Raw genomic sequence first — 21,897 nt, 5'->3', positions numbered from 1 at the left:
TGGAGTGTCATGCTCGACTTCGATCCCTCCGCCGACATCCAGGCCCTGCGTTCCACGTTCGCCGACATCAAGGCCGTGGTCGACGTCGAGGCACTCACCGCCGACATCGCCCGCCTCAGCGAGGAGGCCGGCGCCCCCGACCTGTGGGACGACGTCGAGAAGGCTCAGAAGGTCACCAGCGCCCTCAGTCACCGCCAGGCCGAGCTCAAGCGCATCTCCGACGTGGAGCAGCGCCTCGACGACCTCGACGTCCTCGTCGAGCTCGCCAACGAGATGGACGACGAGGACTCCGCCGAAGAGGCGCGTCACGAGATCGCCGAGCTCGAAGACATCGTCAGCCAGCTCGAGGTGCAGACGCTCCTCGACGGCGAGTACGACGAGCGCGCGGCGGTCGTCACCATCCGCTCCGGTGCGGGCGGCGACGACGCCACCGACTTCGCCGAGATGCTGCTGCGCATGTACCTGCGCTGGGCCGAGCGGCACAAGTACCCGGTGAAGGTGATGGACACCTCCTACGCCGAGGGCGCGGGCATCAAGTCCGCCACGTTCGAGATCGACGCGCCGTACGCGTACGGCACCCTGTCGGTCGAGGCCGGCACCCACCGCCTCGCGCGCATCAGCCCCTTCGGCTCGGCCGACAAGCGTCAGACGTCGTTCGCCGCCGTCGAGGTCATCCCGGTGATGGAGGAGGCTGTCGAGGTCGACATCCCCGAGGGCGACATCCGGGTCGACGTCTTCCGCTCCTCGGGCCCCGGCGGGCAGTCGGTCAACACGACGGACTCCGCCGTGCGCCTCACGCACCTCCCGACGGGCATCGTCGTGTCGATGCAGAACGAGAAGTCGCAGATCCAGAACCGCGCGGCCGCCATGCGCGTGCTGCAGACCCGCCTCATGCTGCTGCAGCGCGAAGAGGAGGCCGCGAAGAAGAAGGAGCTCGCCGGTGTCATCACCGCGAGCTGGGGCGACCAGATGCGCTCGTACTTCCTCTACGGGCAGCAGCTCGTCAAGGACCTCCGCACCGGCCACGAGGTCGGCAACCCCGCAGTCGTCTTCGACGGCGATCTCGACGGCTTCATCTCGGCGGGCATCCGCTGGCGCAAGCGCAAGGACGACGACGACTGACAGGCGACGGATGCCGCGCCTCTGAGTGTCGCTCGACACGCTGACGGGGCGGCCGCATAGGCTCGTTAGGCCATGATCCGGTTCGAGAACGTCACGAAGCGCTTTCGCGGCACTTCCAAACCTGCCCTGAGCGACGTCGACTTCGAGGTGCAGCGCGGGGAGTTCGTCTTCCTCGTCGGCGCGTCGGGATCGGGGAAGTCCTCCTGCCTGCGGCTCGTCCTCCGTGAGGAGACGCCGAGCGAGGGGCGCGTGGTCGTGCTCGGACGCGATCTGCGCACGCTGTCGAACCGCAAGGTGCCCTACTTCCGCCGGCACATCGGCGCGGTCTTCCAGGATTTCCGGCTCCTGCCGACCAAGACGGTGTTCCAGAACGTCGCGTTCACGCTGCAGGTCATCGGCTCCTCCCGCGGCTTCATCCAGCAGGCGGTGCCGGAGGTGCTCGCCCTCGTCGGGCTCGCGGGCAAGGAGAAGCGGTTCCCGCACGAGCTGTCGGGCGGTGAGCAGCAGCGCGTGGCGATCGCCCGCGCCCTGGTGAACCGGCCGCAGATCCTCCTCGCCGACGAGCCGACCGGCAACCTCGACCCGGCCACGTCAGTCGACATCATGCAGCTGCTCGCGCGCATCAACGCCGGCGGCACCACGGTGGTGATGGCCACCCACGAGGCCGGCTTCGTCGACCAGATGCAGCGTCGGGTGATCGAGCTGCGGCACGGCGAGATGGTCCGAGACGAGCGGCACGGCGGCTATGGCGACCGCTCGGCCCTGCCGAGCCTGGCGCCGGAGCCCGAACGCGGCGCGGCGGCCGTCGCCGCCCTGACGGCCGTGCTCGAGGTGCAGCGCGAGGCGGCGATCGCCGCGGCGGCGGGCCTCGACCCCACCGCCGTCCCGCCCGACGACGACGAGGCCGAAGTGCCCGCCGACGCCGCCTCCGCCTCCGCAGGGGTCGCCGCTGCGGCGGCAGCCGCCGCGGCAGCGGTCGCGGTGACCGCCGCGGAGGCGCAGCAGGCCGAGGCGCTGGCGCATGCCGACGAAGAGCCCGTCGCCGACGACGCACCGCCGGCGGAGGCATCCGTCGCCCCGGTGCCGGCGTCGCAGACGCAGGCCATCCCCGTGATCGACCTCGAGCAGATCGAGGTGGCCGAGCTCGGGCTCGCCGACCGGCTGGGCCTGGGCGAGACCGACCCCGACGACGAAGTGGGGCCCACCTCATGAGGTTCGGACTCATCATGTCGGAGGCCTTCACCGGCCTCCGCCGCAACGTCTCGATGGTCGTCTCGGTCGTGCTCGTGACGTTCGTGTCGCTGACCTTCGTGGGCGCGGCGATCCTCATGCAGATGCAGATCGGCACGATGCGCGACTTCTGGGTCGACCGCGCCCAGGTCGCGATCTACATGTGCACCGACATCTCGCTCGCGGCGACCTGCACGGCCGGCGAGGCCTCGCCCGAGCAGACCGAAGAGGTGCGCGTCAAGCTGGAGGGGAGCGCCCTGTCGCCGCTCATCCGGAACATGGTGTTCCTCGACCACGACCAGGCGTATCAGGAGCTCCTCGACCTCGTGGGCGACCAGGACGCCAGCGTGCTGACGCCCGACCAGGTCAACGAGACCTTCCGCATCACGCTGGTCGATCCCACGCAGTCCGACGTCATCATCGAGGCCTTCTCGGGCACCGTCGGCGTCGAGCAGGTGCAGGATCAGCTGCAGTACCTCGAACCGCTCTTCTCGGCGCTGACGATCGCCACGTACATCGCGGTCGGGATCGCGGCGCTGATGCTGATCGCCGCCGTGCTCCTGATCGCGACGACCATCCGACTCTCGGCCTACGCGCGAAGACGCGAGCTGGGCATCATGCGCCTGGTCGGGGCATCCAATCGGTTCATCCAGACGCCCTTCATCCTCGAGGGCGTGTTCGCGGCGCTGCTCGGCTCGCTGCTCGCGGGCGGGGCGGTCATCGCGGGGGTGCACTTCGGTGTCGACAACTACCTGCGCAACCGGGTGGATTTCGTGACGACCTGGGTCGACCTCGGCGACGCCTGGCTGGTGGTGCCGATCCTCATCCTGATCGGCGTCGTGCTCGCGGCCCTCTCGGCCGGCTTCGCGATCCGGCGCTGGCTGCGCGCCTGATCGGGGTAGACTGACAGGCTGCCGTCCGGCGCGGACGGCAGCGTCGACAAGCTCAGCAAACCGGAACGGAGTCGCCATGCCCAGGGAACGCGGGGAGAAGGTCGTGGCGACCAACCGTCGCGCGCGACACGAGTACGCGATCGAGAAGACCTACGAGGCCGGGCTCGTCCTGACCGGCACCGAGGTCAAGTCGCTGCGCGAGGGCCGGGCGAACCTGTCGGACGGCTACGCCTACATCGACAACGGCGAGGCCTACCTCGACGCGGTGCACATCCCGGAGTACTCGCAGGGTCATTGGACCAACCACTCGTCCAAGCGCACGCGCAAGCTGCTGCTGCACAAGGAAGAGATCGTGAAGCTGTCGCACGCGATCTCGGCGGGCGGCTACACGCTGGTGCCGCTGAAGCTCTACTTCAGCGACGGCCGCGCGAAGGTCGAGATCGCGGTCGCGAAGGGCAAGCGCGAGTTCGAGAAGCGCCAGACGATCCGCGAGCGCGAAGACAAGCGCGAGGCCGAACGCGCCATGCGCACGCGCAACCGCCTCGGCGAGTAGGCGACGGGCCGCGGACCTACCGCACCACCGTCCCCGCGGCATCCGTGTCGGCGTGCGAGGCGCGGTCGCTGAACGCGGTCTTCGGCACGAAGCAGAGCAGGACCGCCGCCGCGAGCGCCGTTGCGCCGCAGACGATCCACACGGTCAGGTAGCCCGAGAACGAACCCGCCGTGCCTTCGGCGGCGGCCCCCGTCGCGCCGTGCAGCAGCGCGATGCCGAACACGCACGAGGCGATCGCCCCGCCCACGGTCTTGACCGAGTTCGTCAGTCCCGTTGCGACCCCGGTCTGGCTGTGAGGGGCAGCGGATGCCGCGGCCGCCGGTAGCGCCGCGACCAGGGCTCCCGAGCCGAGGCCGACGACGACCATGTTGACGACGACCTGCGTGTAGGTGTCGTGGAGCGGCAGGAACAGCAGGAAGCCGATGCCGACGAGGGTCGCGGCGCCGATCAGCGTCAGGCGGGGAGCGGTGAGCCGCGCGATGAGCGGATACAGGAGCGCGCCGACGATCATGGCGATGAGGTACACGCCGATGATGAGCGAGGTCTGGAAGCCGCTCGTGCCGAGTCCGTACCCGTACGTCTCGGGGTCGGTGCGGGCGAACGTCGACAGCGGCGCCTGCGCGCCGAGCACGCTGACCCCGAAGAGGCCGGCGGTGAGGAACACCGGTCCGAGGGCGGGGGAGCGGAACATGCGCACGTCGATGAGCGGGTCGTCGTGACGCAGCTCCCACAGCGCGAACGGCACGACCAGCAGCACGCCGATCGCGGTGACCACCCACGCGAAGGGGTCGGCCGGTCCGTTCAGGCGGAGCAGGCTGAGACCGCCGGTGAAGGCGATGAGCGCGATCGAGATGAGCACGAGGCCGACGGTGTCGAGGCGCCCGCCGGTGGGTTCGGGCGACTCCTTCACGCCGAACAGGATCACGAAGAAGCACGCGACCGTGAGAAGAGCCGGCACCAGCAGCACGATCCACAGCGGCAGGCTGTCGATGAGCATTCCGCCCACCAGCGCGCCCACGATGGCCCCGGTCTCGAGGGCGGCGACGAGGAATCCGGCCGCGCGTGCGGTGATCGTGGCGCGGCCGTCCATGCGCCGCGAGCGCGACCAGATGAGCGCGATCTCGAGCGGCAGCCAGACGACGTAGAAGCCCTGGATCGCCCACGCCGCGAGGAACACCCCGAACGAGTCGGTGAAGGGCAGGACCAGGGATGCCGCGGCCGTGATCGCCGTCGACACCACGAGCATGCGCTTGTGGCCGATCATGTCGCCGAGCTTCGCGAACGCGGGGACCACGAGCGCCGAGAGCATCAGCTGGGTGCCCTCGAGCCAGTTGACGTCCGCGTCGTGCACGCCGAGATGGCGGGCGATGTCGGTGAGCATCGGCGTGTAGTAGCCCTGGATCACCCCGCTGGTGAACTCGACGAACGCCAGGAATCCGACGACGCCTGCCAGCGTGCCGAGGGTCACGCGTGACGGCGTGGCGCTGCGCGACATCCGTGCTCCTTCGTTCATGGGCCCCAGCCCCGGTCCCCGATCCGCCCGGAGGCGGGTGCGATCACTCTAGGCGCTGCAGCAGGGTGCGGTGGAACAGCTCTCCGCGCTCGAGCGCGGCAACCTCGACCCGCTCGTCGACCCCGTGGATCGACGCGCGTTGCGCCTTGCTCATCTCCAGCGGCGCGAAGCGGTACACGGCGGGAGAGAACCGGTGGAAGTGGCGTGAATCGGTGGCCGCCATCATGACGTAAGGGACGGTGGCGGCGTCGGGGTGCGAGACGGCCACGGCGTGCGCGATGAGGGCGAACTGCGCGTTGTCGGTCGGCGACTCGGGCGAGGGCCCGTCGCCCTCGAGCACCTCGACGAGCACTCGGCGGTCGGCGATCCGCCGCCGCACCCGCCGCACGGTGCCGTCGAGGGACTCGCCGAGCGCGATGCGGAGGTTGAGCGTCGCAGAGGCCTGCGACGGCAGCACGTTCGCGGCGGTGCCGCCGGACTGCATCGTGGCGGCCACGGTCGTGCGCACGAGGGCGGCCGGTTCCCCGCCCATCGCGGTGAAGACCCGGGCGGTCAGCCACGGTGTCGTCGAGAGCATTTGGTAAAGGCGGCGGGGGATGCCGTCGGCCCGCGTAGCGAAGAGCTCCAGCATCCGCGAGACCGCAGCCGGGGTGCGAGCGGGGAAGGTGCGCGGCGAGAGCCTCTCGACCGCGCGTGCGATCCGTCGCACGGCCGTGCGCGCCGGCGGGGCAGACGCGTGGCCGCCTTCGCCGCGCGCGCTGAGGCGCAGCGTGAGCACGCCTTTCTCGCCGACGCCGACCATGGCCGCGCGCCCGCGGACGAAGGGGAGGGGCGCCTCGACGACGGCACCTCCCTCGTCGAGGACGAGCCACGGCTCGATGCCGCGATCGCGGAGGGTCTCGGCGATGATGCGTGCGGCGCCACCGAAGGTCTCCTCGTCGCCGCCGAAGGACAGGTAGACGTCGCGGGCGGGGATGAACCCCGCCGCGAGGAGGTTCTCGACGGCATCCATGACCACCACGAGTGGCCCCTTGTCGTCCAGGGCGCCGCGGCCATACACCCACCCGCGTTCGACACGGCCGTCGAACGGCGGGTGCGACCAGGCGTCGCTCTCGTCCACCGGGACCACGTCGAAGTGGGCCATCAGCACGACGGGCTCCTCGGAGCGGCGGCCGCGCCAGCGGTACAGCAGGCCCAGCTCGCCGATGCGCTCGAACTCGAGATGCTCGTGCACGAGCGGGTAGAGCTCGACGAGCAGCTGCGCGAACGCCTCGAACGGTGCCTGCCCGCGCTCGGCGCGCTCGGCCGAGACGGTCGGCAGCTGGATCATGCGCGAGAGGCGCTCGGCGATGCCCGGGCGAGCGGCGGTCTGTCCGCCCGGCTCCGGCACCCGCGGCTCCGGCGCCCGGGGCTGCGGGGCCCGGGGCTCCGAGGCCCGGGGCTGCGGGGCCGGCGGGTGATCGGCGCCGCTCATCGGGCGGCGAACCGGGCCTCGACGGCCGCGGAGACGACGATGTCCTCCGGCTGCAGCTGCACGGCGGGAGCACCGCCGGCGTCCGCCGCGAACGACGCCTTGGCCATCAGCATGCGGCCCGCGGGCGCCGCTTCCGGACGATCCTGGTGCGTCAGCAGTCCCACGTCGGCGAGCTCGAGCGCCGTCACGTCGCCGAGCCCGAGGGCTCCCGCGTAGGCGCTCGCACGGGCGACGGCGACTCCGACGGCCTCGGTGGCGACATCCCGTTCGATCTTCGCGCGGGTCTCGGGCGTGAGCTTCCATTCGATCCAGCCCAGCTGCACGCCCTCGCGCTCGGCGACTTCGCCCGCCCACCACGACAGCACGGCGAAATCGGTGAAGGTCACGGAGTAGTCCACCGTGGCGTAGTGCACCGGGGCGAGCCGCTTGCCCTCGTTGTTCCACGGGCGCTCCGACCACACCGACACGCGCTGGCTGGTCCACTCCACGACGGTTCCCGCCGATCGGCGGGCGGCCAGGTCGTCGCGCACGGGTTCGGTGAGTGCGGCCATGCGCTCGACCACCGCACCACGCTCCGGGCCTTCGGCGCGGATGGTGAGGTGGGCGATCGCACGCTCGGGGGCGATGCGGGTCTCGTGCTCTCCGCGGACCGTGATGACGACGTCGCTCATGACGCCGACTCTACGTCCCGCCGGCGCGGCCGGGAAACGTCGCGCCGGGCGCCGTGCCACACGATGGACGCCGACGCAACCCGCTCCTGGCCGCAACCGCGCCGGTCTACCGTCGACACACCAGGTGAACCCGACGAGGGAGGAGCGACGCCATGTCGCGCAACGTGAGGGTGCTGCAGTGCACACCCGAGGACGTGTTCGAGGTGCTGGGCGATGGATGGCTCTACCCGTCGTGGGTGGTCGGCGCGTCGCGCATGCGTGAGGTCGACGAGACCTGGCCCATGGCGGGCGCCGAGCTGCATCACTCGTTCGGCGTGTGGCCGGCGCTCATCAACGACAAGACCGTGGTGGAGGAGTTCATCCCGTCGCGCCTGATGGTGATGCGGGCGCGGGGCTGGCCGATCGGCGAGGCGCGCGTGACGATCGAGGTGAAGCAGCGCGGCGACGAGTGCCTCGTGCGCATCCAGGAGGAGGCCGTCGCCGGTCCCGGACGCTTCGTGCCGCAGCAGCTGCTCGACATCCCTCTGCACTGGCGCAACGCCGAGACACTGCATCGGCTCGCCTATCTCGCCGAGGGACGGGCGGCCGACCGCCGCGAGCCGACCACCGCCGAGCGCGAGATCGCCGGGACCCACGAGCACGAGAAGTCGGCGGCGAGCACAAGCCGGGAGCCGGTCGAGTCGGCGACCGACGAAGAGTGGAACGGGGTCGCGACGTCGATCGACGCGGTGGAGTCGGGCCAGGCGGATGCCGCGGGAGAGAGCTCTGCCGACGCGACTCCTCGCGCCGCGGAGCCGGAGCCGACGGGCGACGAGCCGGTCCCCGATGCGGAGGGCGGCGCTGAAGAAACGGCTCCCACCCCGGGGATGCCGCAGACCGACGGGTTCGATCTCGACGCCAACGAGAATCCCTTCGTGGGTGCGGTCTCGGGCTCCGACCCGGCCGCCGACTCGGACCCGGGCCGCGGGGCCGACGACGGCTCGTCGGCCGACAGGGCAGGCGGGAATGACCGCGGAAGCGGGCCGGAGGCGGACGAGGAGGTCCCCACGCCCGCCGAAGCGCCCATCGCCGCGGCTTCGCCGACGCTCAAGGGTGCTCGCACGAAGGGGACACCCGGATCGTGAGCGCACGCGTCCGTCGCGGCGCGGACCTGGACGCCGTCGTCGTGGGGGCGGGCCCGAACGGGCTCGCCGCCGCGGTGACCCTGGCGCGCGCGGGGTTGCGCGTGCGGGTGTACGAGCGCGCCGACCAGCCCGGCGGGGGCGCCGCGACGCGCTCGCTGACCCTGCCCGGCTTCCACCACGACGTCTGCTCGGCGGTGCACCCGATGGCGTTCGAGTCGCGGTTCTTCCGCGAGTTCGGCCTGCGGCAGCGCGTCGAGTTCGTCACGCCCGAGGTGTCGTTCGGTCACCCGCTGAGCCTGGGGCGCGCCGGGATCGCGTACCGAGACCTCGGCCGCACGCGCGATGCGCTGGGCACCGACGGCCGCGCGTACGAGCAGCTGATGCGCCCGCTGGTCGAGAGATCGACACAGGTCGCGCACTTCACGGGCTCGTCGCTCGTGCGGGTGCCCACCGATCTGCGCACGACCGTCGCGTTCGGCCTCCGCACGCTCGAGCAGGGCGGGCCCGCGTGGCGTGCACGGTTCCGGGAAGAGACGGCTCCGGCCCTGCTCACGGGCGTCGCGGCGCACACCATCCTGACGCAGCCGAGTCTCGCCGCGGCAGGTGCCGGGCTCGCCCTCACCGCGTACGCCCACGCGCGCGGCTGGCCGATCCCGGTCGGGGGCAGCCAGGCGATCATCGATGCGATGGTCGACGATCTGCGCGCGCACGGCGGGGAGGTCGTCGTCGACCACGAGGTCACGTCGCTCGACGCGCTGCCCGATGCGCCGGTCACGCTGCTCGACGTGACGCCGAAGGCACTGATCCGCATCGCGGGCGACGCCATGCCATCGGGCTACCGTCGCGCGCTCGAGCGCTTCCGCTACGGCGACGGGGTGGCCAAGGTCGACTTCGCGCTCAGCGAGCCGGTGCCCTGGACGCACCCCGAGCTGCGCCGGGCGGGCACCGTGCACGTCGGGGGCACCCGCGCCGAGGTGGCGGCCGCCGAGAACCAGGTCAACCGCGGACGCGTGCCCGAGCGCCCGTATGTGCTCGTCTCGCAGCCCTCGCTGTTCGACGCGTCCCGCGCTCCGGCGGGGAAGCACACGCTGTGGACGTACACCCACGTCCCCGCGGGCAGCCCCGTCGATCGGCGCGAGGCGGTGATCCGGCAGCTCGAGCGGTTTGCACCCGGTTTCCGCGACACGATCCTCGCGGCGAGCTCGCGGAGTGCACGGGATGTCGAGAGGCACAATCCGAACTATCCCGGGGGCGACATCGCCGCCGGTGCGCCGAACCTGTGGCAGTTGTTCCGGCGCCCCGTCTTCAGCGCCGATCCCTGGCGCACGCCGATCCCGGGGGTCTACCTCGCGTCGGCGTCGACCGCTCCCGGGCCGGGCGTCACCGGAATGCCCGGGTGGTTCGCCGCGCTCAGTGCCCTGAACCACGACTTCGGTGTGAGGGCGCTGCCTGACCTCTCGCCGCGAGCGTGAGCGGCGACCCCGGGATGTCAAGGGGGAGCGGCGCATTACGCCGCCGACCTAACGTCAGGCCATGGACCCCGAACGCGAGACTCCGGATGCCGCAGCCCTGACCCGAAGCGACACCGGGCGGACGGCGGGGCGATGAGCCGGGATCCCGAGGCGCCCGTCGTCGTGATCACGGGCGCGTCGAGCGGGATCGGCCGGGCGACCGCGCGCGCCTACGCGCGCGACGGCGCCCGCCTCGTGCTGGCGTCGCGCAGCCGGACCGCGCTCGAGACGGTGGCCGACGAATGCCGCGCGCTCGGCGGCCGGGCCCTCGTCGTGCCGACGGACGTCTCGCACGAGGGTGAGGTTCGCGCGCTCGCGGCCGCAGCGGTGGGGGAGTACGGCCGTATCGATGTGTGGGTGGGCAACGCCGGCGTCTTCGCCTACGGTGCGTTCGAGCAGCTCTCGCCGCGCGTCTTCCGCCAGGTGATCGAGACGAATCTCATGGGACAGATCCACGGCGCCCGCGCGGTCCTGCCGTACTTCCGCCGGCAGGGGAGTGGCGCGCTCGTGCTTGTGGGCTCGCTCTACTCGCGCGTCGGCTCGCCCCTCATCGCTCCCTACGTCACGAGCAAGTTCGGCCTGCTCGGGTTCGCCGAGTGCCTGCGCCAGGAGCTTCGGCGCACCGGCATCCGTGTCCGCCTCATCCTGCCGTCCACGGTCGACACCCCGATCTACGAGAACGCGGCCAACATCACGACCAAGCACGTGCGTCCGCTGCCTCCGGCGGTCTCGCCCGCGCGCGTCGCGCGTGCCATCGTGCGCGCCCCGCACCGGCGCCGGTTCGCGACGTTCGTCGGCCGCGCGCAGGCCTCGACCGTGCTGGTGCACGACCTCACGCCGAAGGTCTTCGATGAAGTGGCCTCTTTCCTCGTCGAGCGCGTGGAGCTGCACGGCGAGGGCGCCGAGGTGAGCCTGGGCACGGTTCTCGACCCGCCGGAGGCTGCCGGGCCGGTCACGGGGAGCTGGCGGTCGCCGGGACTGCGGCTCATGCTCGGCGCGCTCGCCACCGCGGCCGCGGTCTCGGGACTGCTCGTCACGCGGCGCCGCTGACGGATCAGCGGAAGCCCTCCATCTGAGTGCGCTCGTCGGCGACGCGCACGCCGTACCGATAGGCCAGTTTGCCGCCGAGCCATCCGGAGACACCGAGCGCCGCGAGGCCCACGATGCTCAGGATGAAGCCCCAGATGCTCACGTCGTCGTCATCCTCGGTCGACAGCCGCACCAGCAGGTTGATGATGTAGAGCACGGTGACGCCGAGGTTGATGGCCATGTGGATGGTGGCCGTGCGGCGGGCGATCGTGCTCCTGCCGAGCTGCAGGTAGTCGATGAAGCCCCAGATCGCGGCCAGCACCGCCCCGATGAGCCCGATGACGATGAGGATCCACGCGCCGTGCACGTACGGCGCCGGGTCGTCGGAGGCGAGTCCGATGATGTCGAAGACGAGGCTCGCCACCCAGGCGCCGATCGGGATCGTCACCAGGATCGGGTGGAACGGGTGGCCGTACGGGCCGGCGAGTCCGGTGCGGGGCTGTTTGGCGCGCTGCTGCGGGGTGTTCTGCGACATTGGTCCTCCTTGCGTGGGTTGAGCCCACCCGACCATCGGGGGCGGCATCCCGCACGGGCCTTGACATCGAAGGAAAGCGGATGGCTCGACCCGCGTCGGGCGCGACCTCGACGACATCGGTGCACCGGGAATGGCGGGGGCGCGGCATCCGTTGTATTCTGATGTGCTCGGGTGCTTCGGCGCCCGGGAATGGCAATTCCACAGTGTGACAGCGGCCCTTCGCACGAAGGACACCCTCGAACGAGGGCACGGGGATGATCGGTTTCGACATCGCCTGCGAATCTGCGAGAAGCGGGCCGAGGATGCAGGGTTATCTCGTGAACGCCCCCTGCAAACCAATAACTGCCGAAAAGAAGCAGTCCGAGTTCGCCCTCGCTGCCTGAGCAGCGAGCCCGACTCCGTCAATCCGTGACTGATCCCGTCACGGGTATTGGCGTCATCTAGGGATCTTGCTGCGTGACGTCGCCTGAGCGTCACGCGGGACTCTTATCAGGATGGGCTCGTCGACTTAGGTGTCTGTGACAAAGGTCGGAGCCGATGAGAACGCTCGCACAGACTGCGCCCGGAGAATCCGCCGTTACTCAGCGATGGACGGGGGTTCGATTCCCCCCATCTCCACAGCCGTTGTCACCAGAATCGGGCCCGAGGCCCGCGGATTTCCGCGGATCTCGGGCCCTTTTTGTTGGCCGCTCGAGGGCGGCTCTGAACCATGACGTCGTGCGGCGCCGCTGCTCGATATGCCGCGATGCGCCCCCTGCTGACCTCGCAGTCGGAGTCTGCGAGTGGCGCGTGGTGGATCACGTGCTGCAAGGGATCCGACGGCCGTCGCTCGCGCGGATATCCGGTTGACGCCGTCATGGTCCAGGCGCACCCTGAGGTGGAGGCGCTTTTCCGCGTCCATGCGGTCGATGGCGACTTCGCGACCTTCATCGGGGGCGCCTGCGCCAGCGCAGGAGCCGTCGGGACGAGATTGGCCGGGACGGAGGGGCTATGGGTGGCTTCACCCTGTCGAGGTTCGAAACGCGCGACGCGGATCTGATGGCCGACATGATGTCGAGCGCGCTGGGGGCGGTCGACATGTCCGTCATCGATCCGCGCGATGCCTACTTGTCCATCCGCTCCGCGGTGGGTTACTCCTTGTCGGCGTTGGATTTCCAGTTGAGCTTCCGGGGAACGTCGGACGTCGACGGTTTGGAGCGCGATCCGGCGGAGCACGTGTACTCGGTCGTGTACATGCTCCGGGAGCCGGGCTCTGGGCGACTCTGGGATGCGCCGAGCCGTCGCGTACATCGACGAGCATGCCCAGGACCCGGTCACGCTGGCCGACGTCGCGAGCGCCTCCCGGCTGAGCGTGCGCGCACTGCAAGCCGGCTTCCGCCGCTATCTCGACACCACACCGATGGGCTACCTGCAGAAGGTGCGACTGAGCTCTGCGCGGCTCGACCTCCTCGCCGGCGATCCGACACGGGAGACCGTTGCGGCAATCGCGCGACGGTGGGGCTTCACGCACCTCGGCCGCTTCGCGAGCAGCTACCGCGCAGCCTTCGGCGAGTTGCCGAGCGAAAGCTTGCGCCGATGACCGGCCACACCTCCCTCGACACCACCTTCAGCTCCGTTGACCGCGACGTCAGCGAGCAGTAGCTCTCCGCCGCGTACGGGCGGGCAGCCATCGACCGCGGGGAGAACCCCTCCGACACTCTGCGCCGATTGCCCGGCCGCCGGAGATCGGGAGAGCTCAGCGACGCTCGTCGCCCCCGCGAATGCCTCCGGCTGCGAGTTCGTCCCAGAGGTGGGCGATCGTCGCGGCGCCCCGCCGCAGGGTGGCGAGATCGACGCTCTCGTCGTCGGCGTGCCAGTGGTCCTCCGGAAGGCCGGTGCCGAGGAACAGCACGTCAGCACGCAGGGCGCGGGAGAGGACGTCGGCGGGCCCGCCGCCGGCATTCCCCATCCGGTTCACCGACGTCGTGCCGTGGGCACGAGCGGTCGCCTGCTCGAGCCCACGCAGCGCAGTTCCCTCCGGCGTGACGTAGGCGGGCTGGGCCAGGTACTCGTCGACCGTCAACTCGTACTCGACGGTCGGAGGCATGTGCTCGGCCACGAACCGCCGCAGTCGCACCGCGACCGCGTGCATGTCCTGCTGGGGGACGGTGCGGATGCTGATGCTCGCCGTCGCGACGGCGAGGATCACGGAACGTGTCACGCTTCCGGTGTCGCCGGCCGCGAGTGAGAGCACCTCGAGCGACGGGCGGGCCCACAGCCGCTCGAGAGCGGTGTAGCCGCGCTCGCCCGTGGTGGTGCGGGTCTCGGTGCGACGGGCCCAGGAGTCCTCGGTGCCGGACAGCTCGGCGAACACACGGCGACGCTCGTCGCTCAGGGGTTCCACGCCGTCGTAGAAACCGGGCACCGCCACGCGGCCGTCGTCGTCATGCAGCGCCGCGACGATCTCGGCCAGCATGTGCGCCGGATTCGGTGCCGTGCCCGAGACCAGACCGCTGTGCACATCCCGATGCGGGCCTTCGACAAGGAGCGATGCCGTGATCGTGCCCCGCATCGAGGTGACCACGACGGGTTCTCCGGAGCGCCATTGCACCGTGTCGGAGAAGACGATGAGATCGCACGCGAGCGCGTCCGCATGCTGCTCGATGAGCTCCGCGAACCCGGGTGAGCCGCGTTCCTCCGATCCGTCGATGAGGAACACCAGGTTCACGGCCGGCCGAGCGCCCTGCCGTACCGCGAGGTGCGCCCGCAGCCCCCACAGGTGCGCGATGACCTGACCCTTGGCGTCCGATGCGCCGCGCCCGTACAGGCGGCCGTCGCGCTCGCACGCGACGAACGGATCGGTCACCTCCCAGTTCGCGGGGTCGGCTCGCCGGACGTCGTGGTGGCTGTAGACCAGCACGGTCGGGCGGTCGTCAGCCGCGCGCAGCTCGCCGATCACCGCGACCCCCTCCTTCATCGGCACGAGCTGCGTGGTGGCTCCGAGCGTCCGCAGCTCGGAGGCGATCCACTGCGCCGAGCGCTGCACGTCGGCCGTGCGGTCGGGATCGCCCGCGATGGAAGGGATCGCCACCCACGAGGCGAGCTGGTCGCGCAGTTCGTCGGCGTGAGTCGCCAGGAACCGGTCTACCGGCTCGCTGTGGTCGGCGGCCGCGCCAGAAGTGCTCATGCCCCAGGGTCGGCCCCGCTCCGGCGAGCGGGATACGGGATTGACCGGTGTGGCGGCGGGCCGCTATGGCGTGCAGCCCGGATGGAGAGCGGATGCCGCGACGACGCGGGTTGCGGCATCCACCGGCGGTGTCGGGAATCGACATCCGAGCGACGGGTCAGTGCAGGGCGTCGAGTTCGTCGAGCTGTTGGAGCGCCCGCTGGGCTCGGTGCAGGCGCGCATGTGCCGTCATGTCCCACCACGGCTCGCCGCGCTCACCCAGGCCGTGCTTGGCGAGGTTCACCCGGTGACGGGCGTGGGCGACGGCATCCGGATCCTCTCGCTTCTTCGCGACCCGCACCGCCGCCCGCCCTCGGCCGAGATGCGACTTCAGCGCGTCGATGACGTCGTGGGGAAGGAGGGGATCGCTGCGCCGCCATCTCCGGCCGTCGACGACGAGCCACCGGTCATCGTCGACGTCGTCCACGGCAAGCACCGTACCCCGATCCCGACCGGCGGGGAACTGCGGGCGCCGATCGGGCACCGCGGGCGAGGGTAGGGGCAGCGGCGTGCGTCGAGCCGGCCACCACCCCACTGAGGGTCCTGCGATCCAGCGGCTCCTCCGCAGTTCGTGGGCGATCGCCCGGGGCGCGCGGTTGTCTATAGAACCGCACGTGACCGGGGGTTTCGGGGTGGTTCGGATGTCGGAGGCCCTCGTCAGAATGGGGGTATGAACTTCCCGCTCGCCGACCTCGAGGGCATCGCCGATCTGCTCGGTGACGTGCTGGGCGCGGCGGTTGGTGGCGAAGCGCAGCGGGCGCTCTCGCACCCCGAGCTGATCGACGCGCTGAGCGTGGTCGAGCTGCTGGGGCGGGTGACGGATGCCGCACGGCTGGCACTCGCGGGAGAGGTCGGGCGGCGTGCGGACTCGGAGTTCGGTGACGGCGCCATCACGCGGCGGTTCGGCTGCGGGTCGGCGCAGGAGCTGGTGGAGCGGGCGACCCGGGTGTCGGCGGCGACGGCGCGGGCGCGGTTGCGGGATGCGAAGGCCATCACCGGGCGGATGACGCTGACGGGGCAGTCGCGTCCGGCGCCGCTGGAGCACGCGCGGGCGGCGCTCGCGGCGGGGCGGCTCGGTGCCGATGCGCTGACCACGATCGTGGATGCGCTGCGGCCGTTGCAGGGCCGGGTCTCAGCCGATGAACTCGAGGCGGCAGAGGCCGAGCTGGTGGGCGCGGCGGTGGGCGATGCGCTCACGCCGGGGTGCGGCATCCATGAGTTGAAGGTGATGGCGACCACCTGGGCGCTGTTCCTCGACCCCGACGGCACGCTGCCCGATCCGGAGTACGCGGCGCGGATGAGGGGGATCCGGATCAGCCGGCGGTCGCGTCGGGGACTGCGGCGGATCTTCGGGGACGTCACCGAGGAAGTGGCGGCGCAGTTCGACCGGCTGGTGGACGCGCAGCTGAACCCGCGGGCGGGAGACCGGGCGCCGCGGTTCACGGATGCTGCGGCCGGCGGTGATCCGGAGGAGCGGGTGCTCGACCCCCGGAGCGTGGATCAGAGGCGGCATGATGCGTTCGCATCGATCCTGTCGGTCGCGGCCGGTGCCGCCGCGATGCCGGTGCTGGGCGGTGCGGCGCCGACGCTGATCGTCACGACGACGGCGGAAGACCTCGCCTCACCGGACGGGGTGGCGTTCGTGGAGAGCGTCGCCGGTCCGGTGCCGGTTCCCTCGTCGGTCGCGCGGCATGTCGGATGCCACGGCACGATCCACCGGGTCACGGTGGAGGCGAACGGGGCGATCAAGGCGCTGCACGTCGAGGACCGCGTGTTCAACCACTGGCAGCGGAAGGCGATCGGCGCCCGCGACGGCGGCTGCATCATCCCCGGCTGCACCGTGCCGGCCGCGTGGAGTGAGGTGCATCACGTGGTGGAGTGGGCCAACGGCGGACCGACCGCGGTCGACAACGGGGTGCTGCTGTGCTGGCATCACCATCACGGCATCGAGACCAGCGGATGGGAGATCCGCATGGTCGACGGCATGCCAGAGGTACGGCCACCAGCGTGGATCGACTCCCGACGCCGATGGCGAGGACCCAACCGGCTCTTGCTGCATGAGCTCAGACAGGCCAGGTCCGCATAGGCCGCCCTCGACTCAACCGTTCGACTCGTCGCCATCGGCGTGGGTGGGATGTTCGTTCCGCCCGCAGAGCGGAATCGTCGACCTCGCTCGCCGGGCCTCCCCGACCCCCTGATACTGGTCGCGCCGGGGAATGCCCTCGGCCGTTGCGCCGCTGTACCGTCGAGTGGCCGCACATCCCGCGGTCCGTGAGATCCGAGGAGCACCACCGTGCGCGCAGTCATCCATTCCACTTTCGGCGATCCGACGCAGGTCCTCGAGGTTGCCGAGCGGCCCCTGCCGGAGCCGGGACCCGGCCAGGTGCGGGTGCGCACGGTGCTCTCGCCCATCCACAACCACGACCTCTGGACGATCCGCGGCACGTACGGCTTCAAGCCCGAGCTGCCGGCTGCGTCCGGCACCGAGGCCGTCGGCGTCGTGGACGCGCTCGGCGAGGGCGTCGATGCGCTTCAGGTCGGTCAGCGCGTCGCGACCGGAGGCACCTTCGGGGTGTGGAGCGAGTACTTCGTGGCGAAGGCCGCCGGGCTGATCCCGGTGCCCGACGCGATGAGCGACGAGACCGCCGCGCAGCTCATCTCGATGCCGTTCAGCGCCCTCAGCCTGCTCGACTCGCTCGACGTGCAGCCGGGCGACTGGATCGCGCAGAACGCGGCCAACGGCGCCGTCGGCAAGCTCCTCGCCCAGTTCGCCGCCGCGCGCGGCGTGCGGGTCCTCGGCCTCGTGCGCCGCGACGCAGGCGTCTACGAACTGGCCGAGCTCGGCATCCGTGATGTCGTCTCGACCGCCTCCGGCGACTGGCGCCGGCAGGCTGCGGCGATCCTGGGCGAAGCGGCGCCGCGCGCTGCGGTGGACTCGGTGGGCGGAAAGGCAGCCGGCGACCTGCTCTCGCTGCTCGGCGAGGGCGGCACCCTCGTGTCGTTCGGGTCGATGGATTCCGGCACGCTCACCCTCTCGGCGGGTGACCTCATCTTCAAGCAGGCGACGGTGAAGGGCTTCTGGGGCAGCACGGTCAGCCGGACGATGGATGCCGCGACCCGCGGTGCGCTCTTCGCCGAGCTCGTGCAGCGCATCGGCTCGGGCGAGGTGTCGTTGCCCGTCGACGAGGTGTTCCCGTTCGACCGGGCGCGCGAGGCCGCGGCGGCGAGCGGCCGCCCCGGTCGCGCCGGCAAGGTGCTGCTGAAGTTCTGAGAGCGGGCCGCGGGCGGGCGGAGTCTGGCCTCAGGCGACCCCGCCCCCCGGCCCGGCCGCCCGCAGCGCCAGTCGCTCCAGCTCGGCGGCGTCGATGCCGGGCCAGCCGTGCAGGACGCCGATCCACTCCTGCGGGACGGCGTTCGCTCCGTGGATCGCGCCCGCGAGCGACCCCGCGATCGCCGCGACCGTGTCGGTGTCGTTCCCGCCGCGCACCGCCCGCTCGAGCGCGTCGATCAGCGACGTCGCGCCGGCGACCGCCGCCAGCGCGGACTGGAACGCGCGGACGACCCAGCCGTTGCCTTCGCGGAAGTCGCGCGGATGCGCCCCGGGCGTCAGCGCCTCGTCGATGAGCGCTTCCCAGCGCGCACGACGCGGCGCTGATTGCGGCATCCCGTCGAACACGACGTCCAGGCCTGCTCGGATCTCGAGCCCGCCGGTGAGCACGGCGTGGCGGATCGCCAGGCACCACAGCGCGCAGGCGTCGCTGTTGTCGTCCTCCCAGTGGGTCAGACGCGAGACGGATGCCGCGGCCGCCGCGAGCTCGGCGGCAGTGCGGTGCAGGTAGCCCAACGGCACGGGTCCGGTGCGCATCAGCGAGCCGTTGCCGGCGCTGCGTCCCGTGGAGCGGTGGAGCGCTTCGGATTGCGTATAGGAAGCAGCGGCGGTCGGTGTGGTCAGCGGCGCCAGCACCCCACGGGTCTGGGCGCCGACGTCCTTCGCGGTCAGCGACCAGCTCCGCCACTGGGCGACGATCCCGTCGAGGCTGCCCGGGTCTTCGAGAGTGCGCCCGTCGGCCAGCGCCCGGAGGATCGGCATGGCCATGCTGGTGTCGTCGGTCCACTCGCCGCGCGCGTGGCCGAAGTAGCCGACCCCGAACTCGGGCGTCACGGCGTCGTCGAGGGCTGGGCCGAACTCGTACTGCGAGCCGAGCGCGTCTCCGGCCGCCGAGGCGACGACCACGCCGATCGCGCGATCCTCCTGGTCGGGGGTCATCGCTGTCCCTCGGGAGGGCGTCGAGGCGCGCGCGGCGGCGGTGGCGGCGGGACTTCCTTCGCGGCGATGACCGCACCGCGGGGGATGCGCTCGACGCCCCGCTTGCCGTCGACGACGACCGTGGCGGCATCGGCGGCGAGCAGCTCGCCGAGGGCGTCGGTCGCCTGCCCTGTCGGCAGGAGGTAGCGGACCACGACGCGGCGTCCCGGCTCGGGCAGATTCACCATTGGCCGGGTGCGTAGTCCTTGAGGAAGACGCCGAACAGGTCTTCGCCGGCCTCACCCCGCACGATCGGGTCGTACACGCGCGCGGCGCCGTCGACGAGGTCGAGCGGAGCGTGGAAGCCCTCCTCGGCCAAGCGCACCTTCGTCGGGTGCGGGCGCTCGTCGGTGATCCACCCGGTGTCGACGCTGGTCATCAGGATGCGGTCCTTCTCGAACAGCTCCCGGGCACTGGTGCGGGTCAGCATGTTGACGGCGGCCTTCGCCATGTTGGTGTGGGGATGCCCCGGTCCCTTGTAGCCGCGGTTGAAGACGCCCTCCATCGCGCTGACGTTGACGACGTACGTCCGGCGGGCGGGGCTCGCGGCGAGCGTTGCGCGCAGCTTCGAGACGAGCAGGAACGGGGCGGTCGTGTTCGCGAGCTGCACCTCGAGCATCTCGAGCGGGTCGACCTCGTCGACGGCCTGCACCCACGAGTTGGTGTGGTCGAGGTCGGGGATGAGGCCGCCGGCGTCGATCGCGGTGCCCGCGGCGAGACGCTCGAGCGAGCTCGACCCGGCAGCCATCGCCTGCTCGGTCAGCTCATCGGCGCGGGCCGCCGCCGCGGCGAGGATCGGGTGCGCGGTGACGGAGCGCTCCAGGGCCTGAGGGTGGCGGTCGTTCGTGTGGCCGAACGTCACGAGCTCGGGGAGCGGTCCGTCGGGGAGCGGCGCGAGCTCGGCGTCGACGAGCGGCTGGTACGCGCCGGGGGAGCGGCGCACCGTCTGGGTCGCGTTGTTGATCAGGATGTCGAGCGGGCCGGCGGCCGCGACATCCTCCGCCAGTCCGATGACCTGCGCGGGGTCGCGCAGGTCGATGCCGACGACCTTGAGGCGATCGATCCACTCGGGGGCGTCGGGCAGGCTGCTGAAGCGGCGCACCGCGTCGCGCGGGAACCTCGTGGTGATCGTGGTGTGTGCGCCGTCACGCAGCAGGCGCAGGGCGATGTACATGCCGATCTTCGCGCGGCCGCCCGTGAGCAGGGCGCGCTTGCCGGTCAGGTCGGTGCGCGCGTTGCGCTTCGCGTGACTCATCGCCGCGCAGGTGGGGCAGAGCTGGTGGTAGAACGCGTCGACGACCGTGTAGGGCTGCTTGCAGATGTAGCAGGCGCGCGACTTCAGCAGGGTGCCCGCCGTGGGGGCGGTGGTCGAGCTCGAGATCGGGATGCCGCGGGTCTCGTCGTCGATGCGGTCGGGCGCCCCGGTGGCCGTGGCGGCGACCACCGCGCGGTCGGCGGCGGCGATCGCCTCGCGGATCTCGCGGCGCCGCTCCTTCTTCACGGCCTTGAACATCGCGGCGGTGGCACGGCGCACGGCGATGTAGTCGGGGTGCGTCTCGTCGACGCCCGCCATGTTGCCGAGCACGCGCAGCGTGGTGGCGAGGTCGTCCGGGTCGATGCCGCTCGGCGGCAGGTCGGCAGGGGCGGGGGTTTCGGGCACACGCGATTCTACGCCGGACGACGTGCGCGGTTGCTGTTAGCGTGCCAGCGTGACCACCTCGGACGCCGCCCCGACCCGTTCCCGCAGCATCCACGTGTCGGCCGCTGTCATCCTCAACCAGCACGACGAGCTGCTGCTGGTGCGCAAGGCCGGCACGACGGCCTTCATGCAGCCCGGCGGCAAGCCCGAGCCGGGCGAGACGCCCAGCGAGACGCTGAGTCGCGAGCTGCTCGAGGAGCTGGGGCTGTCGGTCGCGCCGGGTGAGATGCGGCCGCTGGGCCTCTTCACGGCGGCCGCGGCGAACGAACCCGGATTCCTGGTCGTGGCCGACGTGTTCGCCGCCGACATCGGCGACCAGGTGCCGGTGATCGATGCCGAGATCGAAGAGCTGCGGTGGGTTGGCCGGCGCGAGGCCGCGTCGCTCGAGATCGCCCCGCTGGCGCGGGAGAACTTCCTGCCCGCCTAGAACCGCCCGCTGCCCTCGGCGGGTCTCAGCCGGCGGTGGCGACGTGGATCTCGGACTCGAACGACGAGCCGTTGAGATCGAGGTAGAGGCGTCGTTCCGTGATGGACACGGTGAGGGTGTTCCGGCGCTCGAGGGCGCCGGTGGCCGAGTCGATGAAGCCGGGGTCGAAGCTGTACAGCGGGATCTCGTCCGCGCGGTGGATGCGTTTCCCGGCCCACGGCGCGGCCACCTTCACCGGGTCGCGGTGGGTGTACACCGCGACCCGCGCGGCCTGGAGGCTGCCGGAGTGCAGGCGCGCGGCATCCGGAGCACCCACCTCGATCCACGCGACGAGCGCTCCGGTGAGATCGCGCACGAGCACCGCGGGCTCGTCCGTCGCCGAGATCCCCTCGCTGAACGCGATGCCCTCCTCGTACTCGAGGCAGTAGGCGAGCACGCGTGTGAGCATGAACGCGTCGGTCTCGGACGGATGCCGCGCCACACGCACCGAGAGATCTTCGTAGACACTGCGATCGACGTCGGCCAGCTGGATGTCGAAGGTGTGCATGGTGACGCCGATAGCCATAGCCCCCGAGCATACGCGCCGACGGGAACGTAACGCGTGT

The 21,897-nt window shown here is 71.3% G+C and carries 20 protein-coding genes, 1 other RNA gene and 1 pseudogene; 12 read left to right on the top strand and 10 right to left on the bottom strand.

Annotated elements, in window-relative coordinates:
* Positions 1-9: 9 nt before the first annotated feature.
* The 4 genes from prfB (at position 10) to smpB (ending at position 3,798) form a co-directional block, all read left to right on the top strand.
* Entirely contained in the window at positions 10-1,122 is a 1,113-nt protein-coding gene (gene prfB / locus R8Z57_RS09365; protein ID WP_318353480.1) for a peptide chain release factor 2, read from the top strand.
* Positions 1,123-1,194: 72 nt separating this feature from the next.
* Entirely contained in the window at positions 1,195-2,334 is a 1,140-nt protein-coding gene (gene ftsE / locus R8Z57_RS09360) for a cell division ATP-binding protein FtsE (RefSeq protein ID WP_318353479.1), read from the top strand.
* Positions 2,331-3,245, top strand: coding sequence for a permease-like cell division protein FtsX (gene ftsX, locus R8Z57_RS09355; RefSeq protein WP_318353478.1), 915 nt, complete (start codon positions 2,331-2,333; stop codon positions 3,243-3,245). The genes ftsE and ftsX overlap by 4 nt, the downstream gene beginning before the upstream one ends.
* A 76-nt stretch (positions 3,246-3,321) precedes the next feature.
* Positions 3,322-3,798, top strand: a complete 477-nt coding sequence (gene smpB / locus R8Z57_RS09350; protein WP_318353477.1) for an SsrA-binding protein SmpB — start codon at positions 3,322-3,324, stop codon at positions 3,796-3,798.
* A 16-nt stretch (positions 3,799-3,814) separates the two neighbouring features.
* Here the strand turns inward: smpB and R8Z57_RS09345 are convergent, their stop codons facing one another.
* From R8Z57_RS09345 to R8Z57_RS09335, 3 genes are all read right to left on the bottom strand, one after another.
* Positions 3,815-5,293 (bottom strand): MFS transporter, encoded by a 1,479-nt coding sequence (locus R8Z57_RS09345; RefSeq protein ID WP_318353476.1) that lies wholly within the window; start codon positions 5,291-5,293, stop codon positions 3,815-3,817.
* A 61-nt stretch (positions 5,294-5,354) separates the two neighbouring features.
* Entirely contained in the window at positions 5,355-6,701 is a 1,347-nt protein-coding gene (locus R8Z57_RS09340; protein WP_318353475.1) for a M20/M25/M40 family metallo-hydrolase, read from the bottom strand.
* 80 nt (positions 6,702-6,781) lie between these two features.
* A complete protein-coding gene (locus R8Z57_RS09335) occupies positions 6,782-7,456 on the bottom strand; it encodes an SIMPL domain-containing protein (RefSeq protein WP_318353474.1) in 675 nt (224 codons plus the stop codon).
* 152 nt (positions 7,457-7,608) lie between these two features.
* On the opposite strand from R8Z57_RS09335, the pseudogene R8Z57_RS09330 reads away from it, so the two are divergent.
* From R8Z57_RS09330 to R8Z57_RS09320, 3 genes and pseudogenes are all read left to right on the top strand, one after another.
* Positions 7,609-8,082: pseudogene (locus R8Z57_RS09330) on the top strand (SRPBCC family protein); the annotation flags it as partial.
* A 494-nt stretch (positions 8,083-8,576) separates the two neighbouring features.
* Positions 8,577-10,052, top strand: coding sequence for an NAD(P)/FAD-dependent oxidoreductase (locus R8Z57_RS09325; RefSeq protein WP_318353473.1), 1,476 nt, complete (start codon positions 8,577-8,579; stop codon positions 10,050-10,052).
* A 132-nt stretch (positions 10,053-10,184) separates the two neighbouring features.
* The gene (locus R8Z57_RS09320; RefSeq protein ID WP_318353472.1) at positions 10,185-11,141 is read left to right on the top strand and encodes an SDR family NAD(P)-dependent oxidoreductase; all 957 of its coding nucleotides are present in this window, start codon (positions 10,185-10,187) and stop codon (positions 11,139-11,141) included.
* 4 nt (positions 11,142-11,145) lie between these two features.
* Here R8Z57_RS09320 and R8Z57_RS09315 read toward each other — a convergent pair whose 3' ends face one another.
* The gene (locus R8Z57_RS09315; protein WP_318353471.1) at positions 11,146-11,655 is read right to left on the bottom strand and encodes a DUF2231 domain-containing protein; all 510 of its coding nucleotides are present in this window, start codon (positions 11,653-11,655) and stop codon (positions 11,146-11,148) included.
* A 250-nt stretch (positions 11,656-11,905) separates the two neighbouring features.
* Between R8Z57_RS09315 and ssrA the strand changes: the two genes are divergently transcribed.
* Positions 11,906-12,276, top strand: a transfer-messenger RNA (tmRNA) gene (gene ssrA, locus R8Z57_RS09310).
* 646 nt (positions 12,277-12,922) lie between these two features.
* Positions 12,923-13,234: a helix-turn-helix transcriptional regulator gene (locus R8Z57_RS09305; protein ID WP_318353470.1), complete on the top strand. Its 312-nt coding sequence runs from the start codon at positions 12,923-12,925 to the stop codon at positions 13,232-13,234.
* A 156-nt stretch (positions 13,235-13,390) separates the two neighbouring features.
* Here the strand turns inward: R8Z57_RS09305 and R8Z57_RS09300 are convergent, their stop codons facing one another.
* Both R8Z57_RS09300 and R8Z57_RS09295 read right to left on the bottom strand, forming a co-directional pair.
* Positions 13,391-14,821, bottom strand: coding sequence for a M20/M25/M40 family metallo-hydrolase (locus tag R8Z57_RS09300; protein WP_318353469.1), 1,431 nt, complete (start codon positions 14,819-14,821; stop codon positions 13,391-13,393).
* A 157-nt stretch (positions 14,822-14,978) separates the two neighbouring features.
* Positions 14,979-15,287, bottom strand: coding sequence for a biopolymer transporter Tol (locus R8Z57_RS09295; protein ID WP_318353468.1), 309 nt, complete (start codon positions 15,285-15,287; stop codon positions 14,979-14,981).
* A gap of 243 nt (positions 15,288-15,530) precedes the next feature.
* On the opposite strand from R8Z57_RS09295, the gene R8Z57_RS09290 reads away from it, so the two are divergent.
* Positions 15,531-16,946: an HNH endonuclease signature motif containing protein gene (locus R8Z57_RS09290; RefSeq protein ID WP_318353467.1), complete on the top strand. Its 1,416-nt coding sequence runs from the start codon at positions 15,531-15,533 to the stop codon at positions 16,944-16,946.
* Between the two features lie 207 nt (positions 16,947-17,153).
* Complete coding sequence (locus R8Z57_RS09285; protein ID WP_318353466.1) at positions 17,154-18,131, top strand: zinc-binding dehydrogenase; 978 nt, start codon at positions 17,154-17,156, stop codon at positions 18,129-18,131.
* Positions 18,132-18,161: 30 nt separating this feature from the next.
* Here R8Z57_RS09285 and R8Z57_RS09280 read toward each other — a convergent pair whose 3' ends face one another.
* The 3 genes from R8Z57_RS09280 to R8Z57_RS09270 are packed head-to-tail and all read right to left on the bottom strand — an operon-like array spanning position 18,162 to position 20,826.
* Entirely contained in the window at positions 18,162-19,127 is a 966-nt protein-coding gene (locus R8Z57_RS09280; RefSeq protein WP_318353465.1) for an ADP-ribosylglycohydrolase family protein, read from the bottom strand.
* On the bottom strand, positions 19,124-19,354 hold the full coding sequence (locus tag R8Z57_RS09275) for a hypothetical protein (RefSeq protein ID WP_318353464.1): 231 nt from the start codon (positions 19,352-19,354) through the stop codon (positions 19,124-19,126). The genes R8Z57_RS09280 and R8Z57_RS09275 overlap by 4 nt, the downstream gene beginning before the upstream one ends.
* Positions 19,348-20,826 carry an SDR family NAD(P)-dependent oxidoreductase gene (locus tag R8Z57_RS09270; protein ID WP_318353463.1) on the bottom strand — a complete coding sequence of 493 codons (1,479 nt, stop codon included), beginning with the start codon at positions 20,824-20,826 and terminating at the stop codon, positions 19,348-19,350. Before R8Z57_RS09270 ends, R8Z57_RS09275 begins: the two co-directional genes overlap by 7 nt.
* A 49-nt stretch (positions 20,827-20,875) precedes the next feature.
* Between R8Z57_RS09270 and R8Z57_RS09265 the strand changes: the two genes are divergently transcribed.
* A complete protein-coding gene (locus R8Z57_RS09265) occupies positions 20,876-21,292 on the top strand; it encodes an NUDIX domain-containing protein (RefSeq protein WP_318353462.1) in 417 nt (138 codons plus the stop codon).
* A 25-nt stretch (positions 21,293-21,317) separates the two neighbouring features.
* On the opposite strand, the gene R8Z57_RS09260 is transcribed toward R8Z57_RS09265, so the two are convergent.
* Positions 21,318-21,857: a YaeQ family protein gene (locus tag R8Z57_RS09260; protein WP_318353461.1), complete on the bottom strand. Its 540-nt coding sequence runs from the start codon at positions 21,855-21,857 to the stop codon at positions 21,318-21,320.
* Between the last annotated feature and the right edge of the window lie 40 nt (positions 21,858-21,897).

The organism is Microbacterium sp. M3 (genome assembly GCF_033548675.1).
In the GTDB taxonomy this organism is placed as follows: Bacteria; Actinomycetota; Actinomycetes; order Actinomycetales; family Microbacteriaceae; genus Microbacterium; species Microbacterium arthrosphaerae.
Note: the sequence above shows the minus strand (reverse complement) of the source record. Positions and strands in the feature narration are given on the sequence as shown.